The sequence below is a fragment of the Pseudomonas sp. TNT2022 ID1044 genome (genome assembly GCF_028656895.1).
Lineage (GTDB): Bacteria > Pseudomonadota > Gammaproteobacteria > Pseudomonadales > Pseudomonadaceae > Aquipseudomonas > Aquipseudomonas reinekei.
Genome location: NZ_JAMDHB010000010.1, coordinates 367,126 through 388,837, shown reverse-complemented (window position 1 = coordinate 388,837; position 21,712 = coordinate 367,126). Strand labels below are relative to the sequence as shown.

Below are 21,712 nucleotides of genomic sequence, written 5' to 3'. Positions count from 1 at the left end.
AATGGCGGTACATATGTATTTTTCAGGCTTTGTTTTTCGTAGATTCAAAGCGTTGCCACCCGCCTGACCAAGCAATTTTTTGCGCTTTTTTTGCCTGACTCGCTTGCCTAGTCTGATCGTCCCACTTCTGATCAACGGACGATCAAGCAATGCCCAATTTACCCTCGGCGATTCAAGGATCAGCCCCGCTCGAGCTCCCCCCTTTCGATAAAAGTATCCACTTCCATCAGGTCAGAAAGGCGATTCCTTCCTGGCTGCTGAACACCTCCCCATCGCGCATCGACGCCCTGAAATCCATCAGGCTGACGCTGCCCGAGTGGCACCGCAACGCGTCAACCACCGCTCACCGACAATTGAAAAACGCCATCCGGCTCGGCTGGACCGCACAGAACAATGTGGATAAGGCACTGCTCGATCTGCAGGACATCTCCGCCTTTGCCAAACCCTTGCTGCAGAAAGCCTTGAAGGACCGTTTCGGCATCGAAGACGATGTCGAGCAAACCTGGTTGCGGCTGTATGCCCCGGCGAAGACAGCCTGGTGGGTGCACGACTTTTCCGGTGGAACCACCAGTCGAACCGTTTCGCTGCTCGACGCCGCCCTGCACAATTTTTCCCGGGACGAGGCGTTCACCCAGGACTCGGAATTCATCACCCGCCCCGACGCACGCGGGCATTTCAACGTGGTAAAGCTCAAGCACAAACTGAGCCTCGAGCAGTTCAAGTCCCTGTGTCGCGAACTGGACATCGGCGCCCAATACCAACAACACCTTGAAGACGCTTTACGTCCCACGGACAAAACGACGAGCAAAGTCCTGCGCCATAAAGTCATTCTCAGCCAGAAAAGCGCACTCAATGTCGCCGCGCATATGGCCCTGATGAAGAACGACATCGACCAGGAGGCCTTTGATGTCGTGCAAGGTATGCTCGATGATCGCTCGCAACTGAAGTGGAACGACAAACCCGTCGACTATTACAACCTGGCGATGATGGACACGCGCCTGAGTGGCATCATCCTGATCGCGGCGGACACCTCCAGCGCCAGCGACCCGGTCCCGGTGATTGCCTATGTTCCCCATGACCCGCTGCACCCGCTCAGGCAATACCCCTCGTCGCTGGAGTTCATGGCCGAACTGACTCGCCAGTTGCGCGATGGCGCATCCACCGACAGCTATCAACGGTTCTTCAGCCAGTTCGTGCCCCATGGGCAACGCGGCCATTTCTTTGCCGGACTGAATGCGCGTCTGAGTACGGTGAAATGGCAACCGGTTGCATCAGGTTCAAACTTGCCGAGCTGGCGCGAAACGCCTGTGGATAAACCCAATCTGCAATTCAGTGTGTCGAGTATCAAGAGCGACCGCGAGACGACGTTCGACAATGATCTGTGGGGCTACCGTTACCGGCAGACGCTCAACAAGGTATTCAACGACGCTCGGGAAATCGCCATCCCCACCGCGTACGCCGACCGCATGGCCCGTTGGGCCTGGTGGGATAACCTGGAAAAAATGCTTTCGGACATCCTCAACGTGGCCTTGCTGGTCGCGACGCCGCTGGTGCCCGGCCTGGGCCAACTGATGCTGGCGTACACCGCCTATCAACTGACCGATGGCGTGGTCGAGGGCCTTGTCGACCTGGCCGAGGGGCACCTGGCCGAGGCCGGCGAGCAGACCCTCGGCGTGCTGCAAAGCGTCATCCAGCTGGGCGTATTCGCCGCGGGAGGCGCACTCGGCAATGTTGCCCGGGCCAAGCTCTCGCCGTTTTTCGATGGGCTCAAACCAGTGAAAATGGCAAACGGTGAAGCGCGGTTGTGGAACCCTGACCTCAGCCCTTATCAGCAAACCGATGTGCAATTGCCCACGGACGCCCGACCGGATGGTCAGGGCCTTCACACGCATCAGGGCCGACGCATCTTGCGTCTGAACGATCAACACTTCGAAGTGCTGCCAGACCCGGTTACCGGGCAACAGCGCATCCGCCATCCGCAGCGCTCAGAAGCCTACTCCCCGACCCTGCGCCACAATGGCCATGGGGCCTGGGTCTGCGAAACGGAGAACCCGCGGGAGTGGCAAGGCCCGACTCTGATGCGCCGCCTCGGTCACAGCACCGAGGGTTTCAACGATGAACAACTGGAGCAGATTCGCCAGATCAGCGGCACCGATGAGGGCGTATTGCGGCGGATGCACGTGGAGAGCGCAGCACCGCCACCGCTGTTGACCGATACCCTGCAACGCCTGGCTTCACCGCCCGTTGCACCCGCTGCGTTGTCCCCTGAGATTGCGCCGCTGTTCAGTGAATTCCCCGAGCTGCCGGCGACCGTTGCCGCACACATCATCGAGGGCGCCAGTGCCACGGAAGATCAGCACATCGCCCAGAAAAAACGCCTGCCCCTGCGCCTGAAAACCCAGGCCCGAGAGTTGCATTTCGAAACCCGGGCGGTACGAGCGGCCCAGGGTTTGTACCCGAGCACGGCAATGACCGCGGACACCGAGCGCCTGGTGCTCGGCACCCTGCGCATCAACACAGACATTTTTGGCGACCTGCGCCTGGAGATTCGTCAGGGCACCGTCGATGGCCAGTTGCGCAGCAGCGCCGGCCCCGATGACGCCACGCGGGTGCGGGTACTGATTCGCGACGACGCCGGGCAGTATCAGGTGCGTGATGGTGACGATCAGCCAATCCATGAAGCGGATGATTTTTTTGAAGCCGTGCTGCAGGCCACGCAAGAGAATGGGCAAAACAGCCTGGGTTACAAGCCGGGTGATGCTGATCAGTTCAGGCAGTGGGTCATTGTAAAATCGGCACCGCCCAGCGAACGCCGGACCGTACTCGCCGAGCCGCCCGTGCGCATGGTGGCCGAGCATGAAACATTGCTGTTGGTGCGTGGAGGCGGGCTCAGCAGGAAGGGCCAGACCGTGCACGAGCGCATCCATGACCTTTATCCGCACTTCAGCGATACCGAGGTCGATACGTTCGCCAGTGCCCTGATTGAAAGGGGCGAGCCGATGCAGTTTCTGGAGGAACAAGAAAACGATCTCAACCACCTGCGCAATCTGATCGATCTCTGGCGCGCGCAGGCCGCCGGGCTGGATGCCGACACTCCGAGGCCTCTATCTGCCGCTCGCCAACACATTGCCCGGTGTTTGCTCGCCTGTTTCGAGCGAAAAAACACCGAACCCGGTAGCCGTACCGACCTGAATGGCTATGCGCTGGATCTGTCACACGATGAGTTTCTTTTGCCTCTGAATCTGCAATCCGAATGGCCCGATCGGCTGCAACTACAGAGCTTTCTGGACAAGGTCACGACCCTGAAACTCGACAACACACGCTTTTCCGCCAAAGCCAATGGTTTGCTGAAAGACTTTCCCAACCTTCGCGAACTCAGTGCCAGTCGATGCAACCTGACGAGCCTGCCGGAAAACATCGGCGCCATGCATCGGCTCCAACGCCTGCGCTTGAGTGACAATGAGATCGTGCTCGACGCCGCCGCTGTCGAGCAACTCAAACACCTGACTTATCTGGAGATCCTGCGTCTGGATGAAAACCCCCTGGGCAGGCTGGTCGACATCTCACGCATGCCCCAGCTGAAGGTCGTGGGGCTGCGGGACACTGTCATTGTCAGCTGGCCTGAAGGTACGTTGAGCAAAACCAGGCCCCGCGGTTTTCTGCTCGATCTTCGGGATAACCCGATCAGCCTGGTACCCGAGGTGGTTCCTGGTTCGCCGCAGGCCTGGGTCGTGGCGCGTACCCGACTGGATGTCGGCAACCTGTCGGACATCAACCAGGTGCGCTATCAGGCGATCCGTCGTTCGGTGCAATTGCCCCCTGAGCCCATCGTGGCCTCCAACAGCGAGGCCGACTGGGTGGTCAATTCCAACTACAGCGCGGACCACTGGAACGATGTGCCCGGCTGGGGCATCGACCGCGCCAATCTGTGGTCGGAGCTGGTCGACGAGCCCCAGGCCGAGCGCTTCTTGAACGTATTGCTCGATACCCGGCTTTCCGCTGACTACCGGGCCGGCGGCAAAGCTCGGGATCAACTGGTGCAACGTGTCTGGCGCATGCTCGATGCCGTGTACGTCGACACGCCTCTGCGGGAGAAGCTGTTCACCATGGCCATCGCGCCGGTGGATTGCGCCGACGCCGGTACCCAGTTGTTCAATCACATGGGCATCCATGTGCTTGTCTACGAGGCTCACGCCTATTCCACCGACCCGGTTCAGCTGGAGCAGAAACTGGTCACCCTGGCCAAAGGCGCGGCGCGGCTGGCACAGGTTAACGACATCGCCCGCGCCGATGTCGCCAGTCGTGCTGGCGACCCGGACCAAGTCGAGATCTACCTGGCCTATCAGACCGGATTAGCCCAGCGCCTCGACTTGCCCTGGCAATCGAAAGGCATGCTTTACCGGCCAGTGTCTGGCGTCACTGACGCTATGATCGATCAAGCCTATGACACGGTCCTGACCCTGGGTGAAGGCGATGGTCTGGTCGACCGGATGCTCGAACAGGATTTTTGGCAAGATCATTTGCACGAGCGCTACACGAATCCACTGCAAACCAACCAGCGTCGCTATCAGCGTCTGTCGGATCAAATGGACAGCTTGCGCGAAACACAGCGCGAATGGGTTGAGTCGACATCGGATCCGCGCCGCGCCGAATTGCGCAGCCGGCTCAGGGAACTGATGACCGATCTGCCGGTTCCGGACACGGCGATCTTTGTCGATGAGCCGATCAGCGATGCGACTTTCGATCTGCTGCTGGTCGACCTGGGCGACGCCGAGAAAGAACTGTCGCGAAGCTTGACCCGCGAAGCCCTGAGGCGCGCCGGCCAGTAATACCGAAGACAGTGAGGACAGCCTGACGGCGGATTACGCCGTCAGGTGCAGCCCCCCCGCCCTCAGATTTCCGAATCCCGGATCACGGTGACATTGCCGACATACTGTTTTCGCGCCGGTTTTGGCCACTTGTACGCCACGCCCCTACCTGCCACCCGAAATTCGACCGTCTGCGCAGGGGCGTCGGATGAGTCACCGTGTTTCATCGCCGTGGATGTTGCTGAAATATTAATCACTCGCTACGACCTCAATGACCTGCTGGCGCCGCGGCACTGAACATCAGCTGGACCGTTCCGTAGTAAGTGCCTGGCTTATAGCCACCGGCTGGCTCTTTCGGCTGGATTTCCAGGGCAAAGCGCCCGCCTGCCATGGCCTGCGCGGCCGACACCACTTCACGCGGCGTCGCCTCGTGGCTCAACTCCCGACCGTTGAAGCTGACCCGTAAATAGATGTTCTGCTCTTCACGCCCGTTGAACAGATAGGGCTCGGCGTCAAGCCGCGCTTCGATCGCACTGGTGTCGTGCTTGACGTCGAAATTTTTGCGCAGCCCTTCGAGCTTCGACGTATTGCGGTTCCACTGCAGGTTCTGTTCGAGATGAATCCAGTTCGACTCGGCCGGTATCACGTAAAAGCCCAGGGTCGGAATATCCACCCACACCTCGAACGTGCGCTCCTCCCGTGCCGCGAAAACCTGGGCACACGTCATCACGCCCACACAGAGGGCGAAGGCCGATTGCTTGATCATTTCAGTTACCTGTTGCGTGAAAAAAAGCGGCGAGCCTCCAGGGCGGCTCGCCTCTGGCGGTGTTACTGGCTGGCAATGCGCATGGTTTTCTTGTCGGCGCCTTCGATCAGGTTGAAGCGGTATTCGCGACCGGGTTTCTTCTCGAATTCGAATGACTTGCCCGCCAGGATGTGGTGCTTGGTGGTCGGCTCGCACTCGGTTTCTTTCTTCAATGAGCAGTTGCGAAATTCATCGATCACCACCACGGTGTTACCGTTGTTGCGCAGCCGGTAAACACCGGCGCTGTCGTCGATCACGCTGTCGAAGCGGCTGTTCTTGGGCCGGACAAAAAACACCGTGCCGAACCCGGTCATCACATTGACCCCCGCCGACAGACTCTCTTTATAGGCGTCGCGCTCTTCGCTCGACATCGCGAACTGGTCTTCCTTTTCCGGCACCACCGGCACGAAGCGCACGCGGAAATACCGCTCGGTATCCCGCGCGCCCATGTGCAACAAACGTGTGCCCTGCATGCCTTGGGCCGGCACGATCAGCCGTGCGGGGCTGGCCATCAGGCCATCCCGGCCGCTGCCATCGGCTTGCGTTGCGACCGGTATCTCGCGGTGCGTGCCATCGGCGTCATAGACAATTTCCAGGATATTGACCTTGACGAACGCCGTGCTGTCACCGCTGTTGAACACGCGCTTGAGGTAAGTGCTCTTGTCGCCTTCCAGATAGTCGTACACCGTTCCAACGTTGATCTGCGGACCGGCCTGGACCGCCAGAGAAAACCCGCTCAAACCCAACAGCCACCACAAACGTTTCATACCCTTGAACCTCATGACATTGAACACAACACAGGCGCGGTCCATCGATAGGCGGCCCATCAGATTTCCGAATCCCAGATCACGGTGACGCTGCCAAAATAGTGCTTTGGAGCCCCTGGCAAAAAAAAGTTATCGGGTTTCTCAAGTTCGAAGTGCAACGTACCCGGCTTACGATCCACATAGTGGCCCGGCTGAAAAATCACGGCGCCGCCTTCAGTCAGCAGTTCCTGACGCTGGACCGGTCTTGCGCTGGTATCAGTCAAGCCACCTGGCAAGCTCACGCTGACTTTCAATGGAGCGGTAAGTATCAAATCCCGATCAGCCATAAAGCAGACTCGTCCGTCGCTGATTGAGCACTGCAAAAACATTTTGAATCGAGAACTGGCCGAGATATTGAAGGTCTGGTCACGGAACAGCCGCACGGGTTTGCGCCCGGCCTGCAACCAGCTTTGCCAACCGCCGGCCGGGACCAACTGGACTTTCTCGCCACCGGGCGGGATGTCGACCTTGAGGGTGTGTTGAACGTCGAGGTTGAAATTGAGGGTCAACATCGAATCGTTTGGTATCAACACATCGCCAAAATCGAAATCCCCATAGGGGCCGACGGCGTAGTTCAGCGAACCGGTGTAGTGTCCCGAGGACATCTTCAACGGATCGGGGGTCTCCAGTTCGTAGGTGAAATCCAGGTAATCGAAACGCAACCACGGGACGTTGTACTTCGCCTGTTTTGCACAGGCCCCCAGCGTGGGCGTTGTCCAGAAAAACTCGTAGAAATTGGTGCTGTAAAAACCACTGCCCGTGTACCCGCACGGCGGCGGTGCGTACACCCAACTCGAACCCCACAAACGATTGTGGGCAATCTGATAGTTTTCGGCGCCCCCCACCAGGTCCTTCACGTCATCGGTTATGGCGCGAGTGCCAATGCCGGCAATGCGTATCCGCACCGTTTGGGGGTCTCCGGTCGCTTCATGTATCACGGTCAGATCACGCCATTGCGACGGCGCTTTTAACATCGCGCCCTGTCGCTCGGAAGCATGATTGGCCTGGATCGGCGCACGTGAATTGAACTGAATCGGCACCTGCAGGCTGAACAAACCGTCTCCTTGGCATTGTTCTGGATGACTTTCGCAGTACCCGCTGGGTGGCGTGGTATTGGTGAATTTGTTGAGATGCGGGTGCGCCGAATCCGGCTTGAACGACGCCGTGATCGTGGAGACCTGCGCCTCGACCGGGCTGGCGACTGCACACGCGAGCAAAGCACCCCACCACCAATGGCCGGTACGTGAAACGAAAGAACGCGAGACATTCATGTATGCCTGACCTCCGATAAAAGGGTTTCAACAGCGCGCCGTTCAGCCCGCCGTCTCGGATTTGTGGGTGGCGTCCGCCAGGGTGTCTGGGGAACAGCGCAAATCACCGATCATCAGCACGTTGTTTTCGCGGCGGTGTTTGTCTGTATCGAGGCGGAACTGGCACAGCAACTGGTCGGCATAACGCACTTCCAGGGTTGGCGAGCCCGCGTTCATTTCCATCGAGAAGAAGCCATCGACTTCGCTGACCCCGCGGCTGGCGTGGTTGATCACGTGATGGCCCTTGAGCGGCCGCCCCTGCGGGTCGAGCAGACGTCCGAGTACGGTCAGGGTTTTCATCACCCGCACCTTGCGGTACTCCACGCCCCCCTTGTTCAGGTGGTAGCGGGTGCGCGACGGTTCGATGCTGGCCGCCGGCACGTGATTGCCTTCGAAGTCGAAACTCACCGAGCTGTTTTTGTAGGCTGTCAACGGAATGAAATTGCGCCCCGGACGCAGGGCTGCGCTGCCGCCACTGAGGTCGTCGGCACGCAAGGCGATATCCTCGATGTCGGACTCGACGTCGACGATCATTCCTGCGCCTCGTCCCTGGTGCTGGCTGGTCAACGCCATGCGCTGGCCGCCGATGACCAGCGTGCTGTCGAGGTTCACACCGCCGGTGAAATTGTTGTTGAACGATGAGCGCTGGATAAACCCGTCGCCATTGATGGCATCGGTGCGAAAGTTCGCCAGGCTCGACAAGCCCACGCCATAAGTGTCGGTGAGCGCCGTCACCGAAACGCTCTGCAAAATGTGGTCTTGCAGGTCTTTGCGATAACCGATCGACGCATTGTGGTCACGGCTGCCATCACGGGCGGTGCGGCTACCGATGCTGCCGGAAATCTGCTGCCCCGGCCCCCCGAGCGCCATGTTGATACTCAGGTCGACTCCACGATTGCGTGCATCGCCACTGCTGTAGCTGCCCGGGCGGTCGAACAGTGACAGGCGCCAATTGGCATCGCTGCCAAACAGCTGGGTTCGTTGAGACCAGCCGAGGTCGATACCGACACCTTCGACATTGCCCTCGCTGTGGGAGACCCGGGCGTTGAGCGAATTCTTGCGGCTGATGCGGTGGTTGAGGGCCAGCGACGAATTGCTGGCTTCGCCAATAAACACATTGCGTTGGCGCACGCGGGTGCCGTCGGGCAGCGTTTCATAGGTGTTGGTGGTGTCGAGCCAGCTGCGGTTATGGCTGACCACCAGACTGCCATTGCCATAGTTGTACAGGCCCTGAAGGTCAGCGCCGGTGCCGTGGTCTTCGGTCTGGTAAAGGTTGGCGTAGAAACTGGTGCTGTTGCCCAGGGTCCAGTCGATGGAGCTGCCGTACTGAAGCTTTTCCCGCTCCTGGCGCACCGACAGCCCGAGGATCACCCGCGGGTGCAGCAGATAGTTGATCGAGGCGCCCGCCGTGGTATCGCCACTGCTTTGTTGATCCCAGTTACTCAACAGTTTGCTTTCCTGCCCGGCGAACAGGTTGTAGCGCCAGCGCTCATCGTGGTTACGCCAGTTGCTCGGCTTGTAGATCAATTCCTGAGTGGTCGAGGTGATTTGACCGTCCTCGATCAGCCGTACTTCCACTTCGTAAATGCCGCCGGGCAATGGTCGTGTGTCGAGGGTCTGCAAACCGGCCGGTACCGACTGCGTGTTGAGCAACAGGCCATCGCGAAAAATCTCCACCGACGCCTGGCGGTTGGCCGTGACATAAACCGGGTACACGCTGGGTTTCGGATTGTCGATGGCCAGGCTGTCAGAGCTGCCGTACATCACGCCCACGGTGGTGTCGGGACTGGTGCCAAACGACCGGGGCTGACGGGTCAGGCCTTCGGAGCCGGGCGTGAAGTAGCCCAGGCGGAAAAAACTGCCCTCCAGTTCGCGCTGGGTGAACAGCTCATGCACGGCGTGGTAGGTCTTGTCGTCCGGCCCGCCCAGACGCGCCAGTTGCATGTTGAAGGTCTGGCTCCAGTTGCCCAGGCTACCACTGGCCTCCAGACCAAAACGGCCGCCCAGGTCTTGATCCTGGCCACCGTTGAGATTGAGTTGATTACGCACCATCAAGCCGCTGCTGCCGCCTTCCGGTTGCGCGTAGAAACGCTTGGCCTCGGTGTCGCGCTCGGCATTTTCGGTGACGATCGACAGCAATGAATTTTCCAGGTTGTAGTGAACCGCCAGCATTTGTTCCGGGCATTGACCGGTGCAGGCGCCCAGCGCCACGCCGGGGTTCAGAATGTCAGTCCAGGTCTCGCGTTCGCTGGCGCCGAAACGGCTTTCACTGGTGTCGGTGAAGTCGAGCAGTGTCACCCGATCATCGCGGGTCAACACAATCATCGCCTCGCCAAGCGGTTGCTGATCGAGCTCGACTCGAACCGCCAACGGAACGTCGAAAAAATGCTCCTCGAACTCTGCCGGCAAGCCTTTGGCCTGAGCCAGCAAACTTCGCGGTGTATTATCAACAGAAGTGGGCGCCGCAAATGCACTGCTGCATAACAGCAGCGCAAGCGCCGCCGCGATGGGCGTCATCGGGAACATGAACGAATACTCTGATTGCAAAAAATTGAAACCCGGCCGGAAAACTCAAGTAAGCCGGCCGGTCACGCTACTTAAGAAAGTAAACGCTTACGACTCCAGCTCAAGTTCAAATAGCAACAGGGAGAACAGCGTCGAACGTCATGTTGACGGAACCCGTGTAAGAGCCTGGCGCTATGCTGGCGCTAGTAGCCTTGATATTGATTGGGGCTCGGAAGTTGACGTTCGATTCGGTCTCACCGACCACCATTTGCGGGGACGTAGTGAGGACTACACCATTAACCGTCACCGCTAGATTGATAGCGTTAGAACCGGAGTACAGTTGCGGCACGCTGTCCAGACTGGCGTGTACAGAGCCGTTAGTGTTGATCATGTCAAAGTGCCCGTTGACCTCACCCATTTTGCCGGTAGTGGGCCGATAGCTCATGTCCTGGTCCTTGTTGACCAGATCAGGATCAGTCGGGACCACGTAGAAGCCGTTGGTCGGCACCTCAGCTACCAGATTGATCGAATGACGGGCTTCACCTGCGGCAAACGCGGCGGAAGAACTCAGTGCCAGAACAGCCAGAGGAGCAGCGAACGCGATTTTCTTGAACATCTTTCAGTACCTGTCTTTAAAAAGGATAAGTGCTGAAAGTTCATGAAGAGCAAAACCGTCACGAGCAGCTATTTGCCCAGCTGAACTTTCAACGCCGAAAGATGATCGACCAATTTATCTGGAAAGTAAGCAGGCAAGTTCCTGCAAGTGCGTAGCCAGAGTGCTACGACCATGGAAAGAAAAACCGCGAAATAAACTAAACCGCATTGTTCTACTGTAAGAACGGTACTACAAAGTCGTGATAATCAATATTAATAAGGTTATCCAGGTAGAAGCACTTCCGTAAGAACAATACTACACAAGCCGTAAACCAAGGCCCGAAAGCCGACATTAGAGAGTTAACACTAATTTCATCGCATTGACATGCAAAAAAACAGGCTCTTTACATCCGTGGCCTTGAAGGAGGCCGATGGCCCTGAAGCACTCGCTTGACGAAACTTCAGGGCCAGGGGTTCAGAGCACTTCCGAATCCCAGATCACCGTGGCATTGCCCGACCAAGTGTTCCCGCCGCCCTCGCGCAACATCTGATCGACATGCTCCCGGGCCACTTCGAAGTGCAGCGTGCCCGGCTTGCGGTCGACGTAGAAACCCGGCTGAAACAACTCGGTGCCACTGCCATCCAGACGCAACGGACGACGCTGCACCGGTTGGCCGGCAGCATCCCCCAAGCCGCCTGGCAGACTCACGCTGATGTTCAAGGGCACCTGCTGCGCAGATTCGCTGTCGCGCAACGCGCAGGTATTGCCAGCGGGATACTGACATTCGAGCTGCATCTTGAAGCGCGATGACGCCGAGACATTGAACGTCTGGTCGCGGAACAACCGCACAGGCTTGCGCCCCTGATTCAACCAGGCTTGCCAGCCACCCTGGGGCACCAAATCGATTCGGTTCCCCCCCGGCGGGATGTCGACCTTGAGCGAATGCTGGACATTCAGGGTGAAATTGAGCGTGATTGCCGAGTCGTTTGGCAGCATCACATCGCCCATGTCGAAATCACCACCAGGGCCTGTGGTGTACGTCAATGAGCCCCGATATTCGCCGGAGGACATGGTCAAAGGATTAGGCGTGCGCAGTTCATAGACGTATTCAACTGCGCGGTGGTCGAACCAGGGAATATCCATATAGGCCAATATGCTGCAGGCCCCCGCGCCCTCGGGAAAGAGCCAAAAGAAAAAAGCATGAGCGACTCCGGCGGCATTAATGTCGAGACCGGTACAGGGGGCGGCTGGGTGGGTCCATGGCGCGCGCCAACGGCCTCCCGGCGTCGTGGCCCAGGCACTGACTCCCGGTGGATGCGCCAGATGCCAGGTACCACCAATTCCGGCGATACGCATTTCAACAGTCTCCCGCTCACCTGTTCGACTGTGCACAACTTCCACTGGGCGCCAGCTCGATGGCACGCTGAAGGTCGCTCCCTGCCTGGGATCGGTATGTCCAGCCGGAATTGGCTGTGCAGAGCGGAATCTCAGGTCGGGCACTCGCAGGCTGAAGATGTCTAATTGCGCACATCGGGCAGGTATAAAATTTGGGCACACGCCGGTCTGTGGCGTCGTGTTGATAAATTTGTTGACCAACGGACTTGACGGATCAGGCACGAACTTCGCGCTGATTTCCTGTACCACTGCTGCCACTGGCGACGTATACAACCCGGCCAGCAAGCCACCCGCCAACGAGAGCGCAGTCATCGTTCCCGGCGAAAAAAATAACTTCATTTTGAATTGACCTGGAATTTCAATAGAGCGTAATAAGCGCCACGCGATTACCCCTGAGGCATCAAGGAGCGAGGGCCTCAAAAATCATATGCACACTGCCGTAATAGTCTCCGGGCTTATAACCAGCATCCGGCTTGACCGCGGCAATCAATAACTCCACGCGCTTGCCAACATTTGCCTCTGACGCCGCAATCACCTGGGCATTGTCCACCGTGAGTTTTATTCGATTGAACATGACGGCGAGCGCAATGTTGTCGACCTCCCGGCCGTTGCTGATATAGGGCTCTTCACTCAATCGAGCGACAATTGCACCGTTAGTGTTCTTGACGTCGAATTGTTTACGCAGCGAACCCAGTTCATCCGTCGCCAGATTCCAGTGCAGCTTCTGCTCATGCCCCATCCAGCCCGGGTCCACCGGCAATACATGAAACTCCGCGGTCGGAATAGAAACAGACACTTCGAAAGTTTCGCGTTCCACAACGGCGTATGCGCAAATACTGGACAGCGTCAGACACACCGTCGAGGTGACGGTTATCCATTTCTCAAACATGACTTTCACCTGTTACTTGCACTTCAATGCTGCAAACAAAGAAGCCAACGCCGATATGAGATTTCAGGACAGCAACTGATAAATACGCTAAACCGGACTCAACCCTTGATATCCAGGTTTTGGCTTTTGCTTCCTTCAATCATGGTGAAACGGTAGTGACGGCCTGGTTGTTTTTCGAACTGAAAAGTCCGACCGGCCAGAATGTGATGTTTGGTAGTGGGCAGGCAGTCGTGCGCGCTCTTGATCGAGCAATTTTTGAACTCGTCGATCACCACCACGCTGTTACCGTTGTTGCGGATCCGGTATTGCCCTGCCTCGTTCTCGCTCACGCTGTCAAAACGGGTCTCCTTGGGCCGGACGAAGAACACCGTGCCATAACCGGCAAGTACGTTGACCCCGGCCGACAGGCTCTTTTTATAGTCGTCACGTTCTTCTGCCGAGATGGCAAATTCATCTTCCCTTTCTGGCACGACGGGCACAAAACGCACGCGAAAATAACGTTCTTTCTCGCGCGCCCCCAAGTACAGCAATCGGCTGCCCTGCAGACCATTGGCCGGCACAATCAATCGCGCCGGGCTGGCCATCAAGCCATCGCGCGAAGTGCCGTCGGTTTGATTGACCAACGGAATTTCCCTGGCGTTGCCATCGGCGTCATAGATGATTTCCAGAATATTGATTTTGACGAAAGCCGTGCTGTCGCCCCCATTGAATATGCGTTTCAAATAAGAGCTTTTATCGCCATCCAGATAATCGTAAACCACCCCGACATTGATTTGCGGCGCGGCCTGGGCCACGTGAGAAAACAGCGAAAAGCCGAACATTGCCAACAGACGTTTCATGACGTACCCCCTCAATATTAAATTCAGCCGAATCCGGTCCGATGAAGGCCTGGATCAGCGGTGCATCCACTGACTCCAACGGCGCCTCAACCGGGTTTCTCAGACTTGGAATTTGCATCGGCCAACGTCTTCGGCGAGCAGCGCAAATCACCGATCATCAGCACATCGTTTTCCCGACGAGCATTGTTCGGGTCGAGTCGGAACCGGCAGAGCAACTGATCACCGGAACGCACTTCGAGCGTGGGTGAACCGGCGTTCATTTCCATGGAGAAAAAACCATCGACTTCACTCACGCCGCGACTGGCGTGATTGATGATGTGATGACCTTTGAGCGGCCTGCCCTCAGGGTCAATCAGGCGACCGAGCACGGTGACGGTTTTGCTGATGGTGATCTTGCGATACTCCACGCCTCCCTTGTTCAGGTGATAGCTGGAGCGTGGCGGCTGGATGCTCGCGGCGGGCACATGATTGCCTTCGAAATCGAAGTTCACCGCGCTGCTTTTAAAAGCCGTGAGCGGCACAAAGTTGCGACCTGGTCGCAGTACTGCACTGCCGCCGCTCAAGTCGTCGGCACGCAGGGTGATGCCGTCGATGTCCGATTCCACGTCGATGATCATGCCCGCACCATCACGGTGGGCCTGGCTGGTCATGACCATTTTCCGCGCACCGATCGCCACGGTGCTGTCCAGATTGAGGCCGCCTGTCACGTCATTGTTGTAGGAGGAGCGCTGGAGGAAACCATCGCCACTGACCAGGTCCGAATGCATCGTCGCCATCGCAGACAAACCCACGCCATAGGTGTCAGTGGTCGCCGTGGCCGAGACACTTTGCAGAAGGTGATCCTGAAGGTTTTTGCGATAGGTCAGCGAGGCATGGTGATCGCCGCCGCCGTTTCGTGCAGTGCGCGAACCCAGGCTGCCGGTCAGTTGTTCTCCCGGCCCGCCCAAGGCGAGGTTAAGACTGACGTCGACCCCACGATCCCGGTTGTTCCCCGAGCTATAGCTGCCCGGTCGATCGAACAGTGAAAAGCGCCAGTTGGCATCATTGCCAAACAGTTGAGTGCGCTGAGTCCAGCCCAGATCCACGCCCGTGCCCACGGTATTGCCCTGGCTATGGGAGACCCGGGCATTGACCGAGCTTTTTTGGGTGAGCCGGTGATTGACCGCCAACGATGAGTGACGGGTCTGGCCGACAAACACATTACGCTGCCGCAACCGCGTGCCGTCAGGCAAGGTGTCGTAGAGTCGCGTCGTGTCGAGCCAGCTACGATTATGGCTGGCGACAAGGCTGCCCCGTCCATAAGCGTACAAACCCTGCAAATCGAGGCCGGTTCCGTAGTCTTCGGTCTGGTAGATATTGGCGAAAAGGCTGGCATTATTGATGACTGTCCAGTCGATCGATGTGCCGTATTGCAGGGTGTCGCGTACCTGTCGACCGCTCATGCCGAGGATCACTCGCGGGTGCAGCAGGAAGTTGAACGCCGCACCGGCGACCATACCGCCGTCAGCCTGCCTGTCCCAGTTGCTGAGCAAACTGGATTCACGTCCGGTGAACAGGTTGTAGCGCCAGCGCTCGTCATGGTTGCGCCAGTTGTTCGGCTTGTAGACCAACTCCTGAGCGCTGGAGGTGGTCTGGCCATCTACGACCAGTCGCACTTCGACCTCATAAATGCCACCCGGCAGCGGACGCGTATCCAGCGTTTGTAATCCGGCTGGAACCGCTTGCGTATTGATCAACAAGCCGTCGCGGTAGATTTCCACCGAACCCTGGCGGTTGGCGGTCACGTAGATCGGATATATCGACGGCTTCGGGTTATTAATCACCAGGCTGTCGGAGCTGCCATACATGACACCCAATGCCGTATCCGGACTCGCACCGAATGTACGTGGCTGGCGGGTCAGCCCTTCGGAGGTCGGGGTGAAGTAGCCCAGACGCAGAAAGTTGCCCTCCAGTTCGCGCTGGGCATAGAGGTCATGCACGGCGTGATTGACCTGACTGTCGATGCCACCGGTCCGGGACAGTTGCAGGTTGACTGACTGGGTCCAGTGGCCCAGGCTGCTGCTGGCTTGCAGGCCGTAGCGCCCGCCCAGGTCCTGGTTCTGACCGCCGTTGAGGTTCAGTTGATTGCGCACAATCAGGCCGCTGCTGCCGCCCTGCGGCAAGTGGTAGAAGCGTCGTGCCTGATCGTCACGCTCGGCGTTTTCCGTGAGGATCGACAGCATTGAGTTTTCAAGGCTGTAGTACACGGCGAGCAACTGCTCCGGGCATTTGGTTTGGCAGGCGCCAAGCGCTATTCCTTGCGTCAGGTAGGTCGACCAGGTATCTCGCTCGACAGACTTGATCTTGCTGTCACTGACTTCGGTAAAGTCAACGAGGGTGACGCGATCGTCGCGACTTAACACCACCATCGCCTCACCGAGAAACTGTTGATCAAGTTCCACGCGGACCGCTAACGGAACATCAAAGAAGTGCTCTTCGAATTCACGGGGCAAGCCCTTGGACTGAGCCAGCAAACTTCGGGGAGTCAGGCCGCTATTCACTGGCACGGCCAAAGCGTTTGCGCAAAAAACAAGAGCGAGCGCCATCGCGATGGGCGTCATCGGGAACATGAACTTAATACTCTAAAAGAAAATGTATCAAACCAGGATCGACGAGCAGAACGTCACTCGCCGACCGATAACTTAAATAAAACTACGGCGTTTTATTACGATGCCTTGGCGAGGGCATCAAAGATCAGTACGGGCGTTGCGCTGTATTCGCCATTCTGGGTGTCGCCCGGTTTCGCCGCCGTGATGACCAGGTCGGCTGAGATACCACCCGCTGCTGCAGCCTCGGTGACCACTTCCTGAGATGCGCCTGTCAGGGTGACGCCATTGAACGTGTACGTCAGTGGAATGTTGTTGGCACCGTTATGCAATGCCTGCGGCCCACCTTCGATGTAAGCACCGATACCGCCGGAGGTGTGCCTGACGTCATACAGCGCGCGCAACGCGGTCAATTCCCCAGTCGCCAGGACATAGTTCATTTTTTCGTCTTTACCGAAGTTCGGGTCCCGCGGCTGAGCGTGGAAAACCTTGCTCGGAATGCTGGCACTGATTTGGATGGAACTGCGCGACTCTTCAGCAGCGAATGCCACGGCAGAACTCAAAGAAACAACAACCATGGAAGCTGCGAAGGCGATTTTCTTGAACATGCTTACGTACCTGTTATTAAAAGAATGGTTTCGCAAAAAAGTTAAAACAGGAATGTTTATCAACAACCCATTCAAGGAAGTTAAAACCTGTCTCTCAACTTTAGCGGCGCAGATGATCATTTAAATAAAGTGCAAAGTAAGTAGGAAAAATCGACTTCACACGTAGCCACATAGAAGCAATCAAGAAGGAAAATAAAAAATCACAAACAGCAACAACCACAATAAACAACATTCAATTTAAGACATTTCAAAAGAAATAAATTAAAACATATGAATGACATGACAGACTTCATAAAAAAAACGCTTACAACCCTCCCAAGCCAGGCCACAGCCATTTAATAATGGGCAATAGCTCAATGAAAAAACGTCGCGCGTTGTCTGGCCCGAAGTCGCCGACCGCTGGTCGGGCTTTCTTGCACAGCCTTAAGATATATCTTAAGTTGTATCTAAATACGACGAGAGAACGAAAAAATGAGAGACCATCATTTATCCCACCGGGGATTCGGCGACGGCCGCGACGGCTTCGAAAAACGCCCTGGCCGCGAACGGGGTGGGCGCGGCCCCCGGGTATTTGCCCCCGGCGACCTCAAATTGCTGCTGCTGGCATTGATCGCCGAACAGCCGTGCCACGGCTACGACCTGATCCGCCAGATCGAAGGCATGTTCGATGGCGCCTACAGTCCAAGCCCCGGCGTGATCTACCCGACCCTGACCTTTCTCGAAGAAAGCGAAATGATCCTGGGCGACGCTGAAGGCGGGAAAAAGCGCTACAGCGTGACAGACGCCGGACGTCAGTCCCTGGCCGAACAAGCCGTCGCCCTTGAAGGGGTGCGGGTGCGCATCGATGTCAGCAAACGCTCCTTGCGCGGCCATGATCGCCCGCCGGAAATTCACGAAGCCGTGCACAACCTGCGTCACGCGCTGCAACTGCACCACGGGCGCTGGAGCGCCGAAGAAATCCAGCGTGTCGCTGCACTGCTCAACGACACCGCCAAAGCCATTGTCGACGGGCCCGCCGTTCAAGTTACCCAGGAGAAAGCGAATGACTGAAGTGAACACGCAAGCCATTCACCGCGTCATGCACCAGATCAAGCGCCGCCGCCTTGAGGTGCTGCGGGTCGTCGACCTGACGCCACGCATGCGCCGGATTACCCTGGGCGGGCCAGAGCTTGCGGGCTTCGTCAGCCTCGGCACCGACGACCACGTCAAACTGCTGTTCCCGCAGAACGCGGCGGAACAGGCGGCAATGGACACCCTGGTACTCGGCGCTGGCAAGGACAACGGCCCGATGCCGGCCATGCGCGACTACACTCCGCGCCGCTACGACCTGGACACCCTGGAGCTGGACATCGACTTTGTCCTGCACGGCGACGGCCCTGCCTCGACCTGGGCCGAGCAGGCCAAACCCGGGCAGTTCCTGCACATCGGCGGGCCACGGGGTTCGATGATCGTGCCAGACATCTTCGACAGCTATCTGCTGATCGGCGATGAAACCGCCCTGCCCGCCATTGCCCGGCGCCTCGAAGGCCTGGCAGCCAACCGCCGTGCGCTGGTGATCATCGAAGTGGAAAACGGCAAGGAACAGCAAGTGCTGGAAAGCGCCGCCGAGGTCAGTGTGATCTGGGTACTGCGCGAGGGTGGCCAGGACCATCTGCTGAACACCGTGCGGCAGATCGATGTTCCGGCCGGCAGCCTGTACGCGTGGATCGCGACGGAGACCAAGGTATCGCGGCAGATCCGCCGGGTGTTGCTCGATGACCATGGGCTGGATGACCAGTTCGTCAAAGCCGTGGGCTACTGGCGGCTGGATGACACCCCGGAGGAATGACCCATCACTGCAGGAGCCGGCTTGCTGGCTCCTGCAGGGTTAACGACGTCGGTCTAACCCGATCAGCACCAACGCAATCACCACAAACCCCGCCAACAACCCCCCGGCATTGATAAACACCTGTGGATAACCCAGCTTATCCACATCTATGAACGGGTACGGGTAAACCGCCAGAAAATGCCCGCGCAACAGCGCATAGCCGAAGTACACCAGTGGATAAATCACCCACAGGGCGATATGGCGCAAACGCAAAGACCCCTTGGGCACGCAGCAAAACCAATACACCAGAAACAGCACGGGCATCACGTCATGCAGCAGTTCGTCGGCCAGCCATTGCCAGCCTTCGGGATGCCACAGATGGCGCAGCAACAGGCTGTACGCCAACCCAACCACAACGATGCTCACGGCGATGCCACTGCTGACCCACGGCTGCAAGAACCAGCGGCGCGCAGCCGACTCGCGAGACGTCAATTCACAGGTCAGCACGGTGGCCACCAGCGTATTGCTCAGCACGGTGAAATAGCTGAAGAAGCTCATCAGCCCACCCAACAGACTCGCGCCCAAGGTCCAGCGCGAATGAAAGATCAAGTACATCTGGATGCTCAAACCGACCCAGCCGAGGATGGCAGCCACGGCCACAAATCGACGTCGCATGGCAGGCGCGTTGAGCATGTTCAGAGCGGTCGCTTGGTGCGCATCAACTTCACGTACAAGCGCTCGACCTTCTCCCGCGCCCATGGGGTTTTACGCAAAAACGTCAGGCTCGACTTGATGCTCGGATCACTCTTGAAGCAGCGGATATCGATGCGCTCGGCCAGCCCGGACCACTCGTAGTGCTCGACCAGGGCATTGAGGATTTGCTCCAGGGTGACGCCGTGCAGCGGGTCAATGTTGTGTTCGGTCATGCCGGGCCTTCAGCGATGTGGGGATGGGAAGTCGCGCACCTTAGCCGAGGGCTCCGTTGGGGGGAAGCGATCTGTGCTCTGGTTAAATGTAGGTGAAGCCTGAACGATCGCCGTCTGCATTGGAAATGCGCGGCTGCAGGCTGCGATCTTTTGCCACTGTTACAAAAACTGAAAGGATGCATGTCAGTAAAAGACCTTTCTCTATTTGTAACAGAACATTATCCTTGCGCCCGCTCTAGCTGAAACGCTTTTGCTAACCCGCTTCACGTCTGCTTTTACGTTCATCCCACAGAAAAAGATCAAGAATTTCCTTCTATGCCTGATTTCCCATTGTTGCAAGACAGCGCTGTCTCTATCCCGATCGCCTGCCGAAAAGTCCTGAAACTCCTTGGCGGGTGCGCCGCACTGGGCCTGGCCACTTGCGCCCAGGCTGCCCCGGCTTTCGATAGCGATTCTGCGTGGATGCTCGGTGACTGGAACGGCACACGTACGGAACTGGCGGAAAAAGGCTACGAGTTCAACCTCGATTACACCGGCGAAATGGGCAGCAATCTGCACGGTGGCTACGATCACGACCGTACCGCGCGCTACAGCGACCAGTTTGCGCTGGGCAGCCATCTGGACTTGCAAAAGATCCTCGGCTGGCACGACGCTGAATTTCAGCTGACCATCACCGAACGCAGTGGCAACAACATCAGCAACGACCGCATCAACGACCCGCGTGTCGGTGGTTTCACTTCGGCCCAGGAAGTCTGGGGGCGCGGCCAGACCTGGCGTCTGACGCAGATGTGGTATCAGCAGAAATTCTTCAATCAGCAACTCGACATCAAGGTCGGCCGCTTCGGTGAGGGTGAAGACTTCAACAGTTTCCCCTGCGACTTCCAGAACCTGGCGTTCTGCGGTTCCCAGGTCGGCAACTGGGTCGGCGGCATCTGGTACAACTGGCCGGTCAGCCAATGGGCGATGCGGGTCAAGTATCACCTGACGCCAGAGCTGTACGCGCAGGTCGGCGTATACGAGCAGAACCCGTCGAACCTTGATCGCGACAACGGCTTCAAGCTCAGCGGCAGCGGCACCGAGGGCGCGATCCTGCCGGTGGAACTGGTGTGGACGCCGAAGCTCAACGGCCTGCCGGGTGAATACCGCGCCGGTTATTACTACAGCAACGCCAACGCCACCGACGCCTACAAGGACAGCAACGGCCAGCCCGCCGCCCTGAGTGGCGAGGCTTATCGCAGTGCGTCAAGCAAACACGGTGTGTGGCTCGGTATTCAGCAGCAAATCACCAGCATCGCCAGCGACCATTCCCGCGGCCTGAGTGTGTTCGCCAACGGCACGATGCACGACAAGAAGACCAACGCCATCGACAACTATGTCCAGGCCGGTGTCGTCTACAAAGGCCTGTTTGACGCCCGCGCCAAGGACGACATCGGTTTCGCCATGGCCCGCGTGCACGTCAACCCGGCGTACCGCAAGAATGCCGAGGCAACCAACCAGGCCCGCGCGGTTTTCGACTACGACGACCCGGCGTTCCTGCCGCCGCAAGACACCGAATACAGCGCCGAACTCTATTACGGCGTGCACGTCACCAATTGGCTGACCGTGCGCCCGAACCTGCAATACATCCGCCACCCCGGTGGCGTGAACGATGTTGATGACGCGCTGATTGGCGGGATCAAGATCCAGTCATCGTTCTAACCAACACCACAAAACCCTGTAGGAGCTGGCTTGCCAGCGATGGCGGTCTATCTGACACATCAATGTTGATTGATACACCGCCATCGCCAGCAAGCCGGCTCCTACAGGGGGTTATCAACCAACCGTTTTTTATCTG

General features: G+C 57.9%; 16 protein-coding genes. 4 read left to right on the top strand and 12 right to left on the bottom strand.

Features of this window, described 5'->3' with window-relative positions:
• The first annotated feature begins 149 nt into the window (after positions 1–149).
• Positions 150–4,829, top strand: coding sequence for a dermonecrotic toxin domain-containing protein (locus M5G20_RS16660; RefSeq protein WP_273919974.1), 4,680 nt, complete (start codon positions 150–152; stop codon positions 4,827–4,829).
• Between the two features lie 247 nt (positions 4,830–5,076).
• Here M5G20_RS16660 and M5G20_RS16655 read toward each other — a convergent pair whose 3' ends face one another.
• The 10 genes from M5G20_RS16655 to M5G20_RS16610 all read right to left on the bottom strand — a co-directional run bounded on the left by M5G20_RS16655 (position 5,077) and on the right by M5G20_RS16610 (position 17,145).
• Positions 5,077–5,574 (bottom strand): CS1 type fimbrial major subunit, encoded by a 498-nt coding sequence (locus M5G20_RS16655; RefSeq protein ID WP_273919973.1) that lies wholly within the window; start codon positions 5,572–5,574, stop codon positions 5,077–5,079.
• 62 nt (positions 5,575–5,636) lie between these two features.
• Positions 5,637–6,380 (bottom strand): molecular chaperone, encoded by a 744-nt coding sequence (locus M5G20_RS16650; RefSeq protein ID WP_273919972.1) that lies wholly within the window; start codon positions 6,378–6,380, stop codon positions 5,637–5,639.
• Between the two features lie 59 nt (positions 6,381–6,439).
• A complete protein-coding gene (locus M5G20_RS16645; RefSeq protein ID WP_273919971.1) occupies positions 6,440–7,690 on the bottom strand; it encodes a hypothetical protein in 1,251 nt (416 codons plus the stop codon).
• Between the two features lie 42 nt (positions 7,691–7,732).
• The gene (locus M5G20_RS16640; protein ID WP_273919970.1) at positions 7,733–10,255 is read right to left on the bottom strand and encodes a CS1-pili formation C-terminal domain-containing protein; all 2,523 of its coding nucleotides are present in this window, start codon (positions 10,253–10,255) and stop codon (positions 7,733–7,735) included.
• Positions 10,256–10,361: 106 nt separating this feature from the next.
• Complete coding sequence (locus M5G20_RS16635) at positions 10,362–10,850, bottom strand: CS1 type fimbrial major subunit (RefSeq protein ID WP_273919969.1); 489 nt, start codon at positions 10,848–10,850, stop codon at positions 10,362–10,364.
• Between the two features lie 453 nt (positions 10,851–11,303).
• A complete protein-coding gene (locus M5G20_RS30155; protein ID WP_337994298.1) occupies positions 11,304–11,972 on the bottom strand; it encodes a hypothetical protein in 669 nt (222 codons plus the stop codon).
• Positions 11,973–12,624: 652 nt separating this feature from the next.
• The gene (locus tag M5G20_RS16625) at positions 12,625–13,113 is read right to left on the bottom strand and encodes a CS1 type fimbrial major subunit (RefSeq protein WP_273919968.1); all 489 of its coding nucleotides are present in this window, start codon (positions 13,111–13,113) and stop codon (positions 12,625–12,627) included.
• 98 nt (positions 13,114–13,211) lie between these two features.
• Positions 13,212–13,952 (bottom strand): molecular chaperone, encoded by a 741-nt coding sequence (locus M5G20_RS16620; protein WP_273919967.1) that lies wholly within the window; start codon positions 13,950–13,952, stop codon positions 13,212–13,214.
• A gap of 86 nt (positions 13,953–14,038) precedes the next feature.
• Positions 14,039–16,561 (bottom strand): CS1-pili formation C-terminal domain-containing protein, encoded by a 2,523-nt coding sequence (locus M5G20_RS16615; protein WP_273919966.1) that lies wholly within the window; start codon positions 16,559–16,561, stop codon positions 14,039–14,041.
• A 95-nt stretch (positions 16,562–16,656) separates the two neighbouring features.
• Entirely contained in the window at positions 16,657–17,145 is a 489-nt protein-coding gene (locus tag M5G20_RS16610) for a CS1 type fimbrial major subunit (RefSeq protein WP_273919964.1), read from the bottom strand.
• Positions 17,146–17,616: 471 nt separating this feature from the next.
• On the opposite strand from M5G20_RS16610, the gene M5G20_RS16605 reads away from it, so the two are divergent.
• Together M5G20_RS16605 and M5G20_RS16600 are read left to right on the top strand one after the other, a co-directional pair.
• Positions 17,617–18,195, top strand: a complete 579-nt coding sequence (locus tag M5G20_RS16605) for a PadR family transcriptional regulator (protein WP_273919963.1) — start codon at positions 17,617–17,619, stop codon at positions 18,193–18,195.
• Entirely contained in the window at positions 18,188–18,973 is a 786-nt protein-coding gene (locus M5G20_RS16600; protein WP_273919962.1) for a siderophore-interacting protein, read from the top strand. The genes M5G20_RS16605 and M5G20_RS16600 overlap by 8 nt, the downstream gene beginning before the upstream one ends.
• A gap of 39 nt (positions 18,974–19,012) precedes the next feature.
• Here the strand turns inward: M5G20_RS16600 and M5G20_RS16595 are convergent, their stop codons facing one another.
• Positions 19,013–19,627, bottom strand: a complete 615-nt coding sequence (locus M5G20_RS16595; protein ID WP_443218305.1) for a Pr6Pr family membrane protein — start codon at positions 19,625–19,627, stop codon at positions 19,013–19,015.
• Positions 19,628–19,647: 20 nt separating this feature from the next.
• Entirely contained in the window at positions 19,648–19,878 is a 231-nt protein-coding gene (locus M5G20_RS16590; RefSeq protein ID WP_007975135.1) for a VF530 family DNA-binding protein, read from the bottom strand.
• 315 nt (positions 19,879–20,193) lie between these two features.
• Here M5G20_RS16590 and M5G20_RS16585 point away from each other — a divergent pair, with 315 nt between their 5' ends.
• Positions 20,194–21,576, top strand: a complete 1,383-nt coding sequence (locus M5G20_RS16585; protein ID WP_273919959.1) for a carbohydrate porin — start codon at positions 20,194–20,196, stop codon at positions 21,574–21,576.
• Positions 21,577–21,712: the final 136 nt, after the last annotated feature.

What these genes read in the sequence shown, in the direction of transcription:
- M5G20_RS16660 (WP_273919974.1), top strand. Translation starts at nt 150, where the DNA reads ATGCCCAATTTACCCTCGGCGATTCAAGGATCAGCCCCGCTCGAGCTC.
- M5G20_RS16655 (WP_273919973.1), bottom strand. Translation starts at nt 5,574, where the DNA reads ATGATCAAGCAATCGGCCTTCGCCCTCTGTGTGGGCGTGATGACGTGT.
- M5G20_RS16650 (WP_273919972.1), bottom strand. Translation starts at nt 6,380, where the DNA reads ATGAAACGTTTGTGGTGGCTGTTGGGTTTGAGCGGGTTTTCTCTGGCG.
- M5G20_RS16645 (WP_273919971.1), bottom strand. Translation starts at nt 7,690, where the DNA reads ATGAATGTCTCGCGTTCTTTCGTTTCACGTACCGGCCATTGGTGGTGG.
- M5G20_RS16640 (WP_273919970.1), bottom strand. Translation starts at nt 10,255, where the DNA reads ATGTTCCCGATGACGCCCATCGCGGCGGCGCTTGCGCTGCTGTTATGC.
- M5G20_RS16635 (WP_273919969.1), bottom strand. Translation starts at nt 10,850, where the DNA reads ATGTTCAAGAAAATCGCGTTCGCTGCTCCTCTGGCTGTTCTGGCACTG.
- M5G20_RS30155 (WP_337994298.1), bottom strand. Translation starts at nt 11,972, where the DNA reads ATGGATATTCCCTGGTTCGACCACCGCGCAGTTGAATACGTCTATGAA.
- M5G20_RS16625 (WP_273919968.1), bottom strand. Translation starts at nt 13,113, where the DNA reads ATGTTTGAGAAATGGATAACCGTCACCTCGACGGTGTGTCTGACGCTG.
- M5G20_RS16620 (WP_273919967.1), bottom strand. Translation starts at nt 13,952, where the DNA reads ATGAAACGTCTGTTGGCAATGTTCGGCTTTTCGCTGTTTTCTCACGTG.
- M5G20_RS16615 (WP_273919966.1), bottom strand. Translation starts at nt 16,561, where the DNA reads ATGTTCCCGATGACGCCCATCGCGATGGCGCTCGCTCTTGTTTTTTGC.
- M5G20_RS16610 (WP_273919964.1), bottom strand. Translation starts at nt 17,145, where the DNA reads ATGTTCAAGAAAATCGCCTTCGCAGCTTCCATGGTTGTTGTTTCTTTG.
- M5G20_RS16605 (WP_273919963.1), top strand. Translation starts at nt 17,617, where the DNA reads ATGAGAGACCATCATTTATCCCACCGGGGATTCGGCGACGGCCGCGAC.
- M5G20_RS16600 (WP_273919962.1), top strand. Translation starts at nt 18,188, where the DNA reads ATGACTGAAGTGAACACGCAAGCCATTCACCGCGTCATGCACCAGATC.
- M5G20_RS16595 (WP_443218305.1), bottom strand. Translation starts at nt 19,627, where the DNA reads ATGCGACGTCGATTTGTGGCCGTGGCTGCCATCCTCGGCTGGGTCGGT.
- M5G20_RS16590 (WP_007975135.1), bottom strand. Translation starts at nt 19,878, where the DNA reads ATGACCGAACACAACATTGACCCGCTGCACGGCGTCACCCTGGAGCAA.
- M5G20_RS16585 (WP_273919959.1), top strand. Translation starts at nt 20,194, where the DNA reads ATGCCTGATTTCCCATTGTTGCAAGACAGCGCTGTCTCTATCCCGATC.